Origin of the sequence: Mesorhizobium sp. M6A.T.Cr.TU.016.01.1.1, from assembly GCF_003952585.1 — a bacterium.
Taxonomy (GTDB): domain Bacteria; phylum Pseudomonadota; class Alphaproteobacteria; order Rhizobiales; family Rhizobiaceae; genus Mesorhizobium; species Mesorhizobium mediterraneum.
The window spans coordinates 1212687-1227627 of sequence record NZ_CP034452.1; the positions used below are offsets into that span (position 1 = coordinate 1212687).

Consider the following 14941-nt stretch of genomic DNA (forward strand, 5'->3'; position numbering starts at 1 on the left):
ACTGACATGTCCGACTACGATCGAACCCATGGCAGGCTGATCGATGTCGAACTCGACGAATCGATCGGCCGTTCGACGCCCGATGTCGAGCATGAGCGGGCGGTGGCGATCTTCGACCTCATCGAGGAGAACCGCTTCCAGCCGGTCAATGACGACGGCGCCGGGCCTTACCGGCTAAAACTGTCGCTGGCCGAATCCCGCCTGGTCTTCGCGGTGACGCGCGAGGACGGCACGGCGGTCGTCACCCACATCCTGTCGCTGACGCCGCTCAGGCGCATCGTCAAGGACTATTACATGATTTGCGAAAGCTACTACGACGCCATCCGCACCTCGACCCCCAGCCAGATCGAGGCGATCGACATGGGCCGGCGCGGCCTGCACAACGATGGCTCGCAGACTTTGATGGACCGGCTGGCCGGCAAGATCGATATCGATTTCGACACGGCGCGCCGGCTGTTCACGCTGGTCTGCGTGCTGCACTGGCGAGGCTGAACTGCCAGCCCCTCTGCCCCGCTCGATCCTGCCCCGCTCGATCCTGTTTGTCTGCGGCATGAACGCCGTGCGCTCGCCGATGGCCGAGATGCTGGCGCGCCAAATGCTTCCGGCGACCACTTTCGTGGCGTCGGCCGGGGTGCGCGGCGGCGAACGCGACCCATTCGTCGACGCCGTGCTGGCCGAGGACGGGCTTTCGCTGGGTGGACGACACCCGAGGACACTGGACGATCTTGAGGACGACTATTTCGACCTGATCGTCACGCTGTCGCCGGAGGCGCATCACACCGCGCTCGAGCTTACCCGCTCGCTTGCCGTCGACGTCGAATACTGGCCGATGCCGGACCCGACCGGCGTGGGCGGCACGCGTGAGCAGATCATGGCCGCCTATCGTGAAGTGCGCGAACGGCTAAAGGCGCGGATCGGCGGCCGTTTTCTGGCGCCGGAAGCAAAAAAACCGCGCTGATTAAGCATGTTCACAAGCGCACGATTATCATATAGGTTCCGCCCAAATTCCGGCCGGGGCGCTGGGAATCCCCATCCAAGCAAAGGTATCGAATGCCGAAGGAAGAAGTCCTCGAGTTTCCGGGTGTCGTCACGGAATTGTTGCCCAACGCGATGTTCAGGGTGAAGCTCGAAAACGAACACGAGATCATCGCCCACACGGCCGGCCGCATGCGCAAGAACCGCATCCGCGTGCTGACCGGCGACAAGGTCCTGGTCGAGATGACACCATACGACCTGACCAAGGGCCGCATCACCTACCGTTTCAAGTAAGATCGTCAGAGTTCGGCCGGGATCGCGATGAGCATTTTGCAGAAGCTCGTGCTTGCCTCGGGTTCGCCGCGCCGGATCGAGCTGTTGCAGCAGGCCGGCATCGAGCCGGATCGCGTGCTGCCGGCCGGTGTCGACGAGACGCCGCTGCGCGCCGAGCATCCGCGCTCGCTGGCCAAGCGCCTGTCGAAGGAAAAGGCCGAGAAGGCGCTGGGCTCACTGCAGACGGAAGAGGACTATGCGCCCAGCTTCGTGCTGGCCGCCGACACGGTGGTCGCCGTCGGCCGGCGCATCCTGCCCAAGGCCGAAACGTTCGACGACGTCGCCAATTGCCTCGGGCTGCTGTCCGGCCGTTCGCACCGGGTCTATTCCGGCATCTGCCTGATCACGCCGGCCGGCAAGCTGCGCCAGCGGCTGGTCGAGACCAGGGTGCGTTTCAAGCGGTTGCCGCGCGCCGAGATCGACGCCTATGTGGCCTCGGGAGAATGGCGAGGCAAGGCCGGCGGCTATGCCGTCCAGGGGCTGGCCGGCGCCTTCGTCGTCAAGCTTGTCGGCTCCTACACCAACGTCGTCGGCCTGCCGCTCTATGAGACGGTGGCGCTTCTGACTGGCGAGGGGTTCAAGGTGCACGCCAACTGGCAGTCAGTTCGGCCATGAGTTTCGGGGTGGCCATGAGTTTCGGAGCGGCTATAAGTTCGGGGCGGCCATGAGCTCGGACGACAAAGTCACGCCGCTGCGCCCCAAGCGGCCATGCCCCGAATGCGGCAAGCCGTCGGCGCGCGAGACCTATCCATTCTGCTCGACACGCTGCAAGGACATCGACCTCAACCGCTGGCTCAAGGGCGCCTACGTCATTTCTGCCCGCGACGACGAGGACGAAACGGACGGTGACCCTCCCAAATGAGGCCCGTTCAGAGCAGTCCGCTGGTCCCGACCGTGGCCCATGAATCAGCCTGTCGAACAACTGCTGGTCTCCCGCTCGAAATCAACGCTTAAGCGCTGGACAGGCCGGATTCCCGTGCTATAACCCACGCGCTTTCAAGGGGCGCCTGCGGCGCTTTCAAGAAATCCGGTGTGCAACACTGCCCGCGTGCCGGAACAGGCCCAGATAGCTCAGTTGGTAGAGCAGCGGACTGAAAATCCGCGTGTCGGTGGTTCGAATCCGCCTCTGGGCACCAATTTTTCCCAAATAAATTCAGAAACTTATGAAAAAGCTGTGGTTCGGGATGAACTTCGAGCAGCGTGACTTTGATCTCCGGCTTGCACCGGCTGCAATCGAACTCCAGCTTTAGCGGACCGAACCCGCCGCCATACACCATCGTCAGGTCGGCCGAACGGCAATAGCGGACATTGCCGCAACTGCATTCCGCCTTGATGAGCATATTGTGCCGGGCCTTTCCCAGCGTGTCGATCGGATCGTGCGCCATAAGGTGGAGGCCGGCGCTCCCTCCGGCAAACCTTGGGGAACCTGGCCGGTCCGAGCACGTTGTGTCCGGTCAGCCCGGGTTACTCATGCAACAACTCCTCCAAGAATTCGGCCATCCGACATACGTCCCGTTTCCGGTTATTGCGGCCAGGCTTCTACTGGCGTCGATCTTCGGTGCTGCGATCGGTTTCGAACGCGAATGGCGAAATCGGCCTGCTGGCCTTCGCACCCATATCCTGATCTGCGTGGCAGCGGCTACTTTCGGTATTCTGACGATTGAAATCGTTCACGCGCCGATGTTTCTGCAGGAATCGGTGAAGGTGGATCCGATTCGTGTTGTCGAAGCGGTTACCGCTGGCGTCGCGTTCCTTGCCGCCGGATCGATTTTGTTTTCGAGAGGCGAGATCCACGGGCTGACGACCGGTGCAGGCATGTGGCTGTCCGGCGCAATTGGCGTGGCGTGCGGGCTCGGTCTGTGGCAGGTGGCGGCCCTCGGCACGCTTTTGGTGCTTGTCGTGGCAGGCCTTCTTTATAGTTTGGCAGCCAAGTCCGGGATTGGCGAGAGCACCGAACAAGGAAAGCCCATGTCGGAAGAAGATAAGTCCAAGCGGCGCAAAGGCTGAGGGCAACGCCCCGCGTGCAAAGGACGAACCGCGGCGTGCGTGACGGATCCCAAGCTGGCCCCTGGCGCGTCATATCCCTCGCTGCCTGGAGAAATTTGACCCCGGAGGTGGTTCGATTCCACCTCAGGGCACCATTTTCCAACACAGCCGGCCTCGCCCGACGAAACATCTTTGCTCGCTTTGGGCCGATGACGGATTTGATTTGCTTGGTGATCCCCTATCCTTAGGGCAAACTACCTCTGGGCTCTAGGAGGAGAAATGAGAGCACGCGCAGCAACGGTTGGAGATCTGGAAGCTCTTTTCCGTGATCTGTCCAAGCGGATATCGGACGAGTACGCCGCGGCCGGCAAGGACAGCAAGATCGCGTACGACAATCTGATGATGAATTTGAAAGAGGGCCGTGCTCATGCGCTTGTCCAGGGTGAAAAGACCGTGGCGATCATCGCGTGGCACGAGCATAGCGACGCCGCCGATACGCTATTCGCCGCACAGGAGGATTTCTTCAGCGCCGCAACGGTTCGCTTCTGTAAGCGGCACATTCGCCATATCCAGGCGCTCGCCGGTAACCTCCCCATTCACTCGCGCAGCTGGCTCCAGAGACCGGATGTCGCAAAATGGTTTCGAATAATCGGCTATGTCGAGCGAGGCCAGGAGAATGGCGCCAACCTGTTCGAACTACCGCCGGCTCGCGCCGAATAACAAACGCTACCTTGGAGATCCGGTGGCGACGCGCTCACAGCGGCGCGCGGATGGTTGAATCCAACTGAAGTGTGATTTTGCAATTCGCAGCTGTTGCCTTAGCCGAAAAGGCCCGCCGCTCCATTTGCGAAGCGGCGAGGCCCCATACTCGGGGACGATGCCGGGGTGTTACCCGGCATTGCCTACGGTGCAATTCAGGTGCCAGACATGTTGACCCATAATGGGTCACCGCATCCGGGAAGCGCGAACGACCTTCCGCGATCACACCACTGCCATCGCTTGCCACGCCTGCTATATTCCCTTGCGGTGGACCTGATTTCCGCCTGGCCGGCGCCCATCAGGCAAACCTACCCCAACGCCCCCCCAAGTGGCGCCGGCCAATCTTCGCCACCGACATCTCCAGCAAGCCCTGCGAGGGCGAGACTTGCGCGCCACCGTCGCCAGGCCCGATAGTCACCTCGAGCGGACCTCATATCGGGCACACACGGATCTGCGATCGGAAGAGGCGCCCTCGGCGCCGCGTTGGCGCGCCCCGAGCACCTGCGTTCAGGGACGATGCACCGCGAATGCCGCCTGAACGGCACGGTTGACCGTGACCGGCAGGATGGACATGTGGTTTTCGCCGGCATGCAGTTCGAAACCGGCGCTCAGGCCAGGGATCGTGCCGAGACGCTCCGCCATCTGCCGCGCGAATTCGTCGGTGCGCGTCAGCTTCTTGTGCTCCAGGCGCTTTGCCTCATCCGCAGCACCGATCTGGAACGGCGCCAGCTTTTCGGTCTCGTATTCGCCGGCCGACAGCATCACCTGCGTCATCAAGCCATCCGGCACGGCGGCTTCGAACGCCTGGAGAAAGCGGTCGATGAGGCGATCCTCCCAATAGATGGCCGGGCTGGCAGCAATCCAGGTCTGGAAGGCGAGAGGGCGAGTGAACAGGGTATAGAGCGCAAACAGCCCGCCAAAGGAGTGGCCGTAAAGCGCCTGCCGGCCGCTGTCGATCCTGGTGCGGTTCGCCACCCACGGCTTCAATTCGTCCTCGATGAAGGCGAGGAACTCTTCCGCCCCGCCGGTCCTGACCTCCGGGCCACCATCATGGAATGGCGGATAGATCTCGCCAGGCGGCGGTCCGAGATCCCATGACCGCCTGAGCGGGTCGTAGGCGCCCGCCACGGGATAGCCGATGGCGACGATGATCCCCTCCTCGACATTGGTGCCGAGCGGGTAACCCGCCTGGGCGCGCATGGCATCGACGGCGGTGGCGATCACGGCGTTGCCGTCGGTCATGTAGAGCACCGGCCAGCCAGCCCGTGGCTCTGGCTTTGCCGGCACATGCAGGAATATCCGGTAGGGATCGCTGCCATGCGCGGGAGCCAGATCGTGGACGGTGGTGTCGGCGATCAATGCCTCCATCGACTTGGGCATGGATATCTCCACAGGGACAAAAGTCAGCGGCGGCGCAGCAGCCACATCAGCACCGGGCCGCCGATCAGCGTGGCGACGAGCCCGGCCGGGACCTGGCGCGGGAAGATGACAGTGCGGCCGATCCAGTCGGCGGCGACCATGATCAAAGCCCCAACCAGCACCGCGCCGGCGGCTTGCGGCAGCGCACGGGCGAGCCCAAGGCGGCGGGTGAGATGCGGCGCCATCAGGCCGATGAAGGTCAGCGGGCCGACGATCAGCGTCGATGCGGCGGTGAGAACAGCAACCATCAGCAGTACGAGAAGCCGGGTCTTGGGCACATCGACGCCAAGCGACTGGACAGTGGAGGACCCAAGCGGCAGCATATCCAGCCAGCGCAGGAAAAGCGGCGCGAGCAGCAACAGGCAAAAAGCGATGGCGCCGGTCAGAAGCGCGGCACCGGCATCGACGCCATAGGTCGAGCCGGTAAGCCAGTTGAGGAGTTTCACGGCGCGCGGATCACCTGTGGCGGTCAGCATCAGGATCAGCGCATCGAACAGCGCCGTCAGGGCCACGCCGGCGAGCAGCAAGCGCTCCGGCGCATAGGCGGCGCGTCGCCCCATCGCCAGCGTCACCAGCAGAGCGGCGAAGGCGCCGACGGTCGCCGCCGCGGTCTGGGCCGGGCGGCCTGCATCGGCGAGCGAAAACAGCGCCACCATCATGCCGAGCGCCGCACCGGCGCTGATGCCGAGCACCTCGGGACTGGCCATCGGATTGCCGGTCAACCGCTGCATCATCAGCCCGGCAAGCGCCAGCATCGCGCCGGCGGCAAACGCGGCGGACACGCGGGGCCAGCGCCATGACAGCAAGGGCTGCAACTGGTCGCCGAAGGCGAACGTCCAGCCGTCCGGCCCTGGCCCATAGAGCAACGCCAGCCCAAGCAGCAGAAGCAGGGACAGGCCAATCGTCGCCAGCACTAGGCCGGGCCGGCCTGTTCTGGGCAGGCGCTCCTCGGTGAGCGCCGGGACCTCCAGGCGAAGCGCCAGGCGTGGCAGCAGCCACAGCAGCAGCGGCGCGCCGAGAAGGGCTGTGATCGCGCCGGTCGGCAGCAGGTCGCCCTGCGCCCCGGTCGCCAATTGCACCGCCTGGTCGGCGGCCCACAGAAGCGCTGCACCGATGAGCGGCGCCATGACCAGCCGCTGGCTCAGCCGGCGCGCACCGCCGATGCGGGCGAGGGACGCCGCCGCCAGGCCGACGAAGCCGACCACGCCGACAGCAGCGACGACGAAAGCGATGAGCGCGACGGAAGCAGCCAGCCCGGCGAAACGATACACGCCAAGCGGAACGCCGAGGCTGCGCGCGCCTTCATCGTCGAGGCCAAGCAGGGTGAGCGGCCGCACCATGAGGCCGATCACCAAAGCCGCAGCGCCGATGCGCGGCAACAGCCAAAGCGTCGTCGTCCAGTCCTGCTGGCCGAGCGACCCGGCGCCCCAGATAAACAGGCTGGTCAGCCATTCGTGCCGGAGCACGATGGGGGCTGCTCCAACCGCGCCGGCGTAGAGACTGACGACCAGCCCTGCCAACACGACGGAAAGCGGCGACAGGCCCTTATGCCAGGACAGAGCGAAGACGGCCGATATGGCGACAAAAGCGCCGGCAAGCGCCACCCATTCGCGGCCGTAGGCAAGCAGGGAGGGTGCCAGAAGCGTCGCCAATGCCAGAGCCAGATAGGCGCCGGCCGAGACGCCGACGGTTTCCGGCGAGGCCAGCGGGTTGCGCAAGACCTGCTGCAGAACGGTTCCGGCAAGGCCAAGGGCGGCACCGCACAAAAGGCTGACCGTAAGCCTGGGCAGGAAGGCATAGTGAACGAGAACCTGCCGCATGTCGTCGATATCAGGGGCGGTGAGCGATTGCAGCCAAAGTGCCGAAGGCAGCTGCACGGTGAGATTGGAGGCAGTTGCCGCCGCCGCTGCCGCTGACAGCACCGCACAGAGCAGGATCGCGGCCGCCGGCTGTTTGCCCAACATGCGGCGCGACCCTCTCCGGCCAGTCAGGCTGCCGTCTTCCGCCAAGGCTGTTGCGTCCTCAGCCACGGGCAGCTTCCCCAGTCATCGCCTTGGCCAGGACGCGGGCAAAACGGGTGGCGGACGGCAGCGCGCCGAACATCAGGACGGCGGGAAGACGTATGATCGAGCGGTTGCGCACGAAGGGCATCGCATTCCAGACCGGGCTTTCGGTCAGCGTGCCGCCGGCGCCCTCGGGCAAGGGTTCGAGATAGGCAAGGCGCGCGTCGCTCGACGTCGCCAAGCCGTCGATGCCGACGGTCGAAAACCCCCAATAATTGGTCTCGCCCGCCCAGGCATTGCGCAGTCCGATACGGTCGAACACCTCTTGAAACAGGCTTTTCCTGCCGTAGACGCGCACATTGCGCGGATCCAAGAAGCTGACGATATAGATCGGCCGCGCCGAAAGCGGCGCCAGCTCCCGGCGAACTTCTGAAAAATAGGCGTCCGTCGCTGTGATCAGCGCTTCGCCTTCCGTTTCCTTGCCGACAAGCTTGGCCAGCTGGCGGGTTGCCTCTATGGCGCGCTGATAGGGCTGTCCCGCTTCGGTATAGAGCCCGATCGTCGTTACCGGCGCCACGCGTTCGAGCAGCGGCTTGATGCCGTCGAGATACGGCATGGACAGGATGATGTCCGGGGCAAGCTGCTGCAGCAGTTCGAGATTCGGTTCCAGCAACGTGCCGACATCGGCGATCTCCGGCGGCAGCGGCGGTTCGACCACCCAGTTCTCCCAGACATCGCGACCGGCAATGGCCACCGGGTTGACGCCGAGCGTGAGCAAGGTCTCGGCCAGCCCGTCATCCAGGCAGACGATGCGCAGCGGCTTCGCCTCGACCATCGAGGGCACAATGCCGGCGAAGGGCAGCGCGAAAAGTCCGAGCGCCGCGCGCCGGGTCATTCGGTTGCGAGGGCGGATGGCCGTCTGGATGTGACGCTCAGGCACGGTCCCTGGTCTCTCTTCAATCAAGGTGTGGGCATTTCCGGAATTTGGCTGCCGGCGGTCGATACCGGTTGACTATGAAACATGACTTTAATAGTCAACATTGAAGATGACTAAAAGAGTCAACATTTATTGGCCGGCCGAATCGATGCCGCGCTTCGCAGACAGTGAGGGTGATCGAGATGAGGTTGAGCGCATATCGTGCGGCAGGTCGGCGAAACGGCATTCCAAGCCAAGGCTCCCTGATCGCTGCGACATGCCTCTTGACCCTGCTCTGCACCCAGGCCTTCGCGCAGGAAAATACGGTCGAGCTCAACCCGATCAATATCGAGGGACAGACCGACAGCCCGATCGGCCCGGATGACGGCTATATCGCCAAGAACACCACCACCGGCTCGAAGACCGACACGCCGCTGAGGGAAATTCTGCAGTCGGTGTCGGTGGTGACCCGCAAGCAACTCGACGACCGCCAGCCCGGGCAGCTTGAGGACGCGCTATCCTATCTTGCCGGCGTCACCACCTCGCCTTGGGGCGTCGACAACCGCTTCGACCAGTGCCTGATCCGCGGTTTCGACCTCTGCACCTCGGCGATCTACCGCGACGGGCTGCCGCAGAAGGTGATCGACTTCTCCGGCTTCAAGATCGAGCCCTACGGGCTGGAGCGCGTCGAGGTGCTGAAGGGACCGTCCTCGGTGCTCTATGGCGAGAACGAAGCCGGCGGCATGGTCAACGCCATCAGCAAGCGACCGACGGACACGCCGATCTATGACGGCTTCCTCAGCTATGGCAGCTTCGACACGGTCGAGGCCGGGCTCGACATCGGCGGGCCGGTCGACGACGCCGGCGTGTGGTCCTACCGGCTGACCGGGCTGGTGCGCAACGGCGCGATCGAAACCGACTATTCGCGCAACGACCGCATCTTCGTCGCACCGGCGCTGACATGGCAGCCGGACGCGCAGACCTCGCTCACCATCCTCGCCAACTACCAGTGGGACAGGCTGGCGCCCGGTCAGTTCCTTCCCGTGGGCTATGGCCTGCCGCGGAGCTTCTTCACCGGCTCGCCTGATTTCGACCGCTTCGACGCCAACCATGGCTCGATCGGCTACCAGTTCAGTCACGAGTTCGACGACCATTGGACGGTGCGGCAGAACCTGCGCTACGCCCAGCAGGATACCGACTACCGGCAACTCTATTTTGGAGACTGGCTCGGCGGCCCGGCGATGATCGACGACCACACGATGGCGCGCACCCTGTTCACGGTGGACGAGACGGCACGGCTGTTCAGCGTCGACAACCAGGCCGAATACAAGGCTGACTTCGGGCTGGTCGAAAACAAGCTGCTGTTCGGTCTCGATTACAACAGGCAGTCCGTCGACGGTATAAACCACTATGGGCAAGGGCCAGACCTCGACATCCTGAACCCGGATTACTCGATCCCGATCACGCCACCCCCCGGCATCCTTGTGGATCGCGTGGAGACGATCGGACAGGTCGGCCTCTATGCGCAGAACCAGTCCAGGATCGCCGACCACTGGGTGCTGACTTTCGGCGGCCGACAGGCCTGGATCGACCACACCAATGAGGACCGCAGCGGCAACGGGGGCAGCTACGACCAGAACGACCATGCCTTCACCGGCAATGCCGGCGTCGGTTATCTTTTCGACAATGGCCTGACGCCCTATGCCAGTTATGCCGAATCCTTCACCACCAATATCGGCCAGTCCCAGTCCGGAGACGCGTTCCAGCCTTCGTTGGGAAAGCAATACGAAGTCGGCGTGAAGTACGAACCGAGCTTCTTCCCCGGTTTCATCACTGCTTCGCTGTTCGACCTGCGCAAGACCAATGTCGTGACCTCCATCGGTCAGTTTCAAGTTCAAACCGGAGAAGTCCGGCATCGCGGCCTCGAGATCGAGGCCAATGCCGACCTCGCGTCCGGCCTGAGCATGACTGCGGCCTACACCTATCTCGACGCCGAGATAACCAAGGATGCCCCCGCCGTCGTCGGCAACCGCCCGTCGCTGGTGCCTGAACATCAGGCGTCGCTGTGGGCCAATTACGAGGTCGGCAACGGTATGCTTGAGGGCTTGAGCGTCGGCGCCGGCGTGCGTTACATCGGCGCAAGCTTCGGCGACAACGCGAACGCAACCAACGTGCCCGGCCACACGCTGGTCGATGCGGCACTGCGCTACCAGAAGAACGGCTGGCAGGCCGCGATCAATGTCTCCAACCTGTTCGACAAGACCTACTACTCGACTTGCTATAGGGCCGGCAGCAATGAAGACCTCAGCTGCATCTATGGCGAAGGCCGCGTCATCAAGGGCAGCCTCAGCATGAGGTTCTAGGGGCAGCGGCGGCGGCCTCCAGCATCATTTTTCCTCCATGAACGCATTGCATGCTGAAACGGCTCCGACCTGCGATTCCAGCCGGGCAGATCGCCTGGAACGGCAGGACGACCCGACATAAATCCAAAAAACCGGTAGCAAGCCGCCGCCAGAAAGTGTTGAAGACCGTGCCGATCGTATTCCACGCGGCGCGATCCAGTTGCGCTCGGCAAGGCTTGATGATTTGTTGCCGCTTCAAGGAGAATGAATGATGCGCGAGCCTGTCGGTCAAGACGAATATGGGTCGGCCAACCCCTTCGACCCGGACGACCTGTCGACGTTGAACGCAATGGGTCCGGGTGTGGCCAGCAACGATTTCGAGAAATACGCGGTCGCCGTGATCATCGTGTTCGGCGCCCTTATCATCGGTGGGCTGATGGCCGCATCCCTGGCCTTGGGGCACCGCAACGGCTTCCTGTACGCGCTTGGCGGCGCCACCGCGGCGTGGATATCCGGAAATGCGCTTCTGCTCGATCGGCCGCGTATCTATGCCTTGTTCGTCGGCGTGGCGGCGGTGATGCTGATTGCGTCCACCGTCACCTTGGTCATCTGACGGGTCTGCCGATATTCAGGTGATGCCGGCCTGACCTGAATCTCAACAGACCCCGGGGCGCACGAAACCTAATATCCGATTGCCTCGCCGGATGCGGCGCGGCTATCGATAGCGCCATTGTAGCGGGCGCCGCCGCCCTTTTCGATCTCGGCTAGGCTCTTGCCGCCGACCAGGATGCCGGCCGCTTGGCCCCAGGTCGCCTCGGTGACATCGAGGTGGTAGCCCATGCCGGCAAGCATTTTTTCGGTGTCCGGCGACAGGCCAAACGGCTCGATGTAGACCGTGTCGGGCAGCCACTGGTGGTGGATGCGCGGCGCGTCGATCGCCTCCTGGATGTTCATGCCATGATCGACGACATTGACGATCGCTTCTAGCGTGATGGTGATGATGCGCGAGCCGCCGGGGCTGCCGATGACCATGAACGGCTTGCCGTCTTTGGCGACGATGGTCGGGCTCATCGACGACAACGGCGTCTTTCTCGGCTCGATCGCATTCGCCTCACCCTGGACGAGGCCGTAGAGGTTGGGCACGCCCGGTTTCTGGGTAAAGTCGTCCATCTCGTTGTTGAGCAGGATGCCGGTGCCGTCGGCGACAACGGCGGCGCCGAACGAGCCGTTCAGCGTATAGGTTACCGCGACGGCGTTGCCGTCATTGTCGACGATCGAATAATGCGTCGTTTCCTGGCTCTCGCCAAAACCCTCCGGCATCAATTCCTGCGACACGCCAGCCCGGAACGGATCGATCTTTTCGCGGATTTCTTTCGCATAGTTCTTGTCGAGCAGCTTTTCGACCGGATTGTCGACGAAGTCGGGGTCGCCGAGCGCCGAGTTGCGATCGACATAGGCATAGCGCATCGCCTCGACCATGACTTTGACGGTTTCGGCGGAACCGGCGCCGAGATAGGACAGCGGGTAACCTTCCAGCACGTTGAGGATCTCGCAGATGATGACGCCGCCCGAGCTCGGCGGCGGCGAGGAGGTGATCTCGTAGCCACGGTAGTTGCAGGTCACCGGCTCGAGCTCGCGGACCGCGTAGGTTTCGAAATCCGCCTTGGCCAGAATGCCGCCCTTCTCCGCGCTCGCCCTAACGATGCCGTCGGCGATCGGTCCTTTGTAGAAGGCATCGCGACCTTGCTCCGAAATGGCTGAAAGCGACGCGGCGAGATCGGCCTGAACAAGGCGCTCGCCGATGGCATACGGCTTGCCGTCCGGCTTCAGGAAGATGGCAGCGGCCGCTGGGTCCTTGGCCAGCCGCTCGGCGCCGCCTTCGAGCGAGGCGACATCGCCCTGCTCTAGCACGAAGCCGTCCTTGGCATAGCCGATCGCCGGCGCCATCAGGTCCTGCCGCGTCAGCGTGCCGTACTTTTCCCGTGCCATCTCGAAGCCGGCCACCGAGCCCGGCACGCCGACCGCGAGATAGCCGTTAAGGCTGGCGCCTTTCACCGGCTTGCCGTCCTTGTCGAGATACATGGTCTTCGTCGAGGCGAGCGGCGCCCGCTCGCGGAAATCGAGAAAGGTCGAGCGGCCGTCCTTGAAGCGGATGGTCATGAAGCCGCCACCGCCGATATTGCCGGCGTTCGGATAGACCACAGCCAGTGCGTAGCCGACGGCAACCGCCGCATCGACGGCGTTGCCGCCTTTCTTCAGCACCTCGACGCCGACTTCCGACGCAAGATGCTGGGCGGTCACCACCATGCCATGCTCGCCCTTCGCCGGCTGTGGCGAGGCGGCGAATGCGGCCACCAGCGGCGCAAAGGTCAAGGTGAGGGAAAGACTGACGGCGATCAACGTTCGGCGGGTGTGGTGCATGGCCGTTCTCCGAGGGGCGTTGGATGTGCCTAGAAGACCCTGTCGGAGGGGTTGAGTCTACTGCCAATGGTAGAAAGATTCCGGAAGCCTTCGCGCGCTTTGCCGGTCCGCTTCGTAAAGCGCCGTTGCGCTCTTCGGCTGATGTTACCGCATGGATCCTAGGGTCTCCGCGACGTCGCTTCGCTCCTGCTCCGCCCTAGGGTCCACGCCGTAACATCTCAGTGTCGCAGCGTTGATGGCAAGCCCCATGCTTCACGCTTCAGCCGTTTTGTTCTTGCTTTGTGCCGACAGTTATGCTACAAATTCAATTACGGTGCTGATTTGCGCCGCGACCCGCATTAGGCGGGTTTTCGTTTTCAGACCGACCCCCGAATATCAAACAATCCCACCGCTGCCACCCGCAACCGCCGGCCGTTCCGCCGCGACCTTGGCCCGGTAGCCGGCCGCCCGGTAGGCGGCAACCGGATCGATGGCGCCGCCCGTGTTCAGCCGCGCCATGGCGAGGATCGGCTCGACATCGATGCGATAGGCGGCTTTCAGCGTCTGCGTCGCCATCAGCGCGTCGTTATCGTCCTGATAGCCTTCCAGTGCCTTGCGATCGACCAGCAGCGCTTGCGCATAGGCGCGCTGCACCTCGACCGCCGACAGCATCAGGCTTTCGATCGGATCGGTGACATTGTGGCTCTGGTCGAGCATGTGGGCCGGATCAAAACCTTCGGCACCGGCAAGCTCGGCATCGACCAACTCGTTGAAGACGAGGAACAGGCGGTAGGGGTCGATCGAGCCGGCATCGAGATCGTCGTCGCCATATTTCGAATCGTTGAAATGGAAACCGCCGAGTTTCTTGAACTGGATCAGCCGCGACACGATCATCTCGATGTTGACGTTGGGCGCATGGTGGCCGAGGTCGACCAGGCAGAAGGCCTTGTCGCCGAGCTCTTTGGCGATGATGTAGTTGGTGCCCCAATCCTGCACGACGGTGGAATAGAAAGCCGGCTCGTACATCTTATGCTCGGTGAACAGCTTCCAGTCGTCCGGCAGCCCAGCGTAGATCTCCTTCATCGCGTCGAGGTAGCGTTCGAACGCCTTGGCGAAATTGACCTGGCCCGGGAAATTCGAGCCGTCGCCGATCCATACCGTCAGTGCCTTGGAGCCCAGCGTCTTGCCGATCTCGATGCATTCGAGATTGTGCTCGACCGCCTGCCGGCGCGTTGCGGCATCGGCATGCGACAGCGAGCCGAATTTGTAGGAAAGCTCCTGGTCTCGGGCGTCGGAAAACGTGTTCGAATTCATCGCGTCGAAGCCGAGGCCGAAGCGGGAGGCCGCCTGTTTCAGCCGGTTCGGATCGGCCTTATCCCACGGAATATGCAGCGAGACGGTCGGCGTTGCCTGCGTCAACTGCCGGATGACGGCGCAATCCTCGATCTTGTCGAAAATGTCGCGCGGCTCACCGGCGCCGGGAAAGCGGGCAAAGCGGGTGCCGCCGGTGCCGACGCCCCAGGACGGGATCGCCACAGCGAATTTTTCGACCTTGCCGCGGATGGCGTCGATGGCGATGCCGTGGCGGTCGAGGCGCTCGCCGAGCGAACCATAATCGCGCTTGAGGTCGGCTTCGCGCGCGGCATTGTCCTTGTCGACGATATCGGCGGAGATGATGGTTTCGGACACTGCGTTTCCTCCCAAATGCGTTCGGTTGGCGCTGCCCCTCATCCGCCTGCCGGCACCTTCTCCCCGTGTGGAGACGGGGAGAAGGTGAAGCTCCGCCGCTGGCGACCCCTCTCCCCGTT

At 63.3% G+C, this 14941-nt stretch carries 14 protein-coding genes and 1 tRNA gene; 10 read left to right on the forward strand and 5 right to left on the reverse strand.

All coding sequences use genetic code 11. The annotated features are described in order from the left end of the window. Positions 1–6 precede the first annotated feature (6 nt). The 8 genes from EJ075_RS05615 (at position 7) to EJ075_RS05650 (ending at position 4014) form a co-directional block, all read left to right on the forward strand. A complete protein-coding gene (locus EJ075_RS05615; RefSeq protein ID WP_126103672.1) occupies positions 7–492 on the forward strand; it encodes a UPF0262 family protein in 486 nt (161 codons plus the stop codon). A 1-nt stretch (position 493) separates the two neighbouring features. Beyond that, a complete protein-coding gene (locus tag EJ075_RS05620; RefSeq protein ID WP_281032968.1) occupies positions 494–958 on the forward strand; it encodes a low molecular weight phosphatase family protein in 465 nt (154 codons plus the stop codon). A 92-nt stretch (positions 959–1050) separates the two neighbouring features. Beyond that, on the forward strand, positions 1051–1269 hold the full coding sequence (infA, locus tag EJ075_RS05625) for a translation initiation factor IF-1 (protein ID WP_006200926.1): 219 nt from the start codon (positions 1051–1053) through the stop codon (positions 1267–1269). 27 nt (positions 1270–1296) lie between these two features. Further along, complete coding sequence (locus EJ075_RS05630) at positions 1297–1923, forward strand: Maf-like protein (RefSeq protein ID WP_126103674.1); 627 nt, start codon at positions 1297–1299, stop codon at positions 1921–1923. Positions 1924–1972: 49 nt separating this feature from the next. Further along, the gene (yacG, locus tag EJ075_RS05635; RefSeq protein WP_095483502.1) at positions 1973–2170 is read left to right on the forward strand and encodes a DNA gyrase inhibitor YacG; all 198 of its coding nucleotides are present in this window, start codon (positions 1973–1975) and stop codon (positions 2168–2170) included. 198 nt (positions 2171–2368) lie between these two features. Continuing rightward, positions 2369–2444, forward strand: a tRNA-Phe gene (locus tag EJ075_RS05640). A 334-nt stretch (positions 2445–2778) separates the two neighbouring features. Then, complete coding sequence (locus EJ075_RS05645) at positions 2779–3315, forward strand: MgtC/SapB family protein (protein WP_095483501.1); 537 nt, start codon at positions 2779–2781, stop codon at positions 3313–3315. Between the two features lie 258 nt (positions 3316–3573). Continuing rightward, positions 3574–4014 carry a hypothetical protein gene (locus EJ075_RS05650; protein ID WP_095483500.1) on the forward strand — a complete coding sequence of 147 codons (441 nt, stop codon included), beginning with the start codon at positions 3574–3576 and terminating at the stop codon, positions 4012–4014. A gap of 546 nt (positions 4015–4560) precedes the next feature. Here the strand turns inward: EJ075_RS05650 and EJ075_RS05655 are convergent. From EJ075_RS05655 to EJ075_RS05665, 3 genes are read right to left on the reverse strand one after another with little or no spacing between them, the layout of a single operon-like run. Beyond that, positions 4561–5433 carry an alpha/beta hydrolase-fold protein gene (locus EJ075_RS05655; protein WP_126103675.1) on the reverse strand — a complete coding sequence of 291 codons (873 nt, stop codon included), beginning with the start codon at positions 5431–5433 and terminating at the stop codon, positions 4561–4563. Between the two features lie 23 nt (positions 5434–5456). Next, on the reverse strand, positions 5457–7436 hold the full coding sequence (gene fhuB / locus EJ075_RS05660; RefSeq protein ID WP_164547038.1) for a Fe(3+)-hydroxamate ABC transporter permease FhuB: 1980 nt from the start codon (positions 7434–7436) through the stop codon (positions 5457–5459). Between the two features lie 58 nt (positions 7437–7494). Beyond that, entirely contained in the window at positions 7495–8415 is a 921-nt protein-coding gene (locus EJ075_RS05665) for an ABC transporter substrate-binding protein (protein ID WP_245458110.1), read from the reverse strand. A gap of 260 nt (positions 8416–8675) precedes the next feature. Here EJ075_RS05665 and EJ075_RS05670 point away from each other — a divergent pair, with 260 nt between their 5' ends. Further along, positions 8676–10754 carry a TonB-dependent siderophore receptor gene (locus EJ075_RS05670; protein ID WP_164547039.1) on the forward strand — a complete coding sequence of 693 codons (2079 nt, stop codon included), beginning with the start codon at positions 8676–8678 and terminating at the stop codon, positions 10752–10754. 247 nt (positions 10755–11001) lie between these two features. Then, positions 11002–11346 (forward strand): hypothetical protein, encoded by a 345-nt coding sequence (locus tag EJ075_RS05675; protein WP_164547040.1) that lies wholly within the window; start codon positions 11002–11004, stop codon positions 11344–11346. A gap of 68 nt (positions 11347–11414) precedes the next feature. On the opposite strand, the gene ggt is transcribed toward EJ075_RS05675, so the two are convergent. After that, positions 11415–13154, reverse strand: coding sequence for a gamma-glutamyltransferase (gene ggt, locus EJ075_RS05680; RefSeq protein WP_126103678.1), 1740 nt, complete (start codon positions 13152–13154; stop codon positions 11415–11417). Between the two features lie 375 nt (positions 13155–13529). Further along, entirely contained in the window at positions 13530–14822 is a 1293-nt protein-coding gene (gene rhaI, locus EJ075_RS05685) for an L-rhamnose catabolism isomerase (RefSeq protein WP_164547041.1), read from the reverse strand. Between the last annotated feature and the right edge of the window lie 119 nt (positions 14823–14941).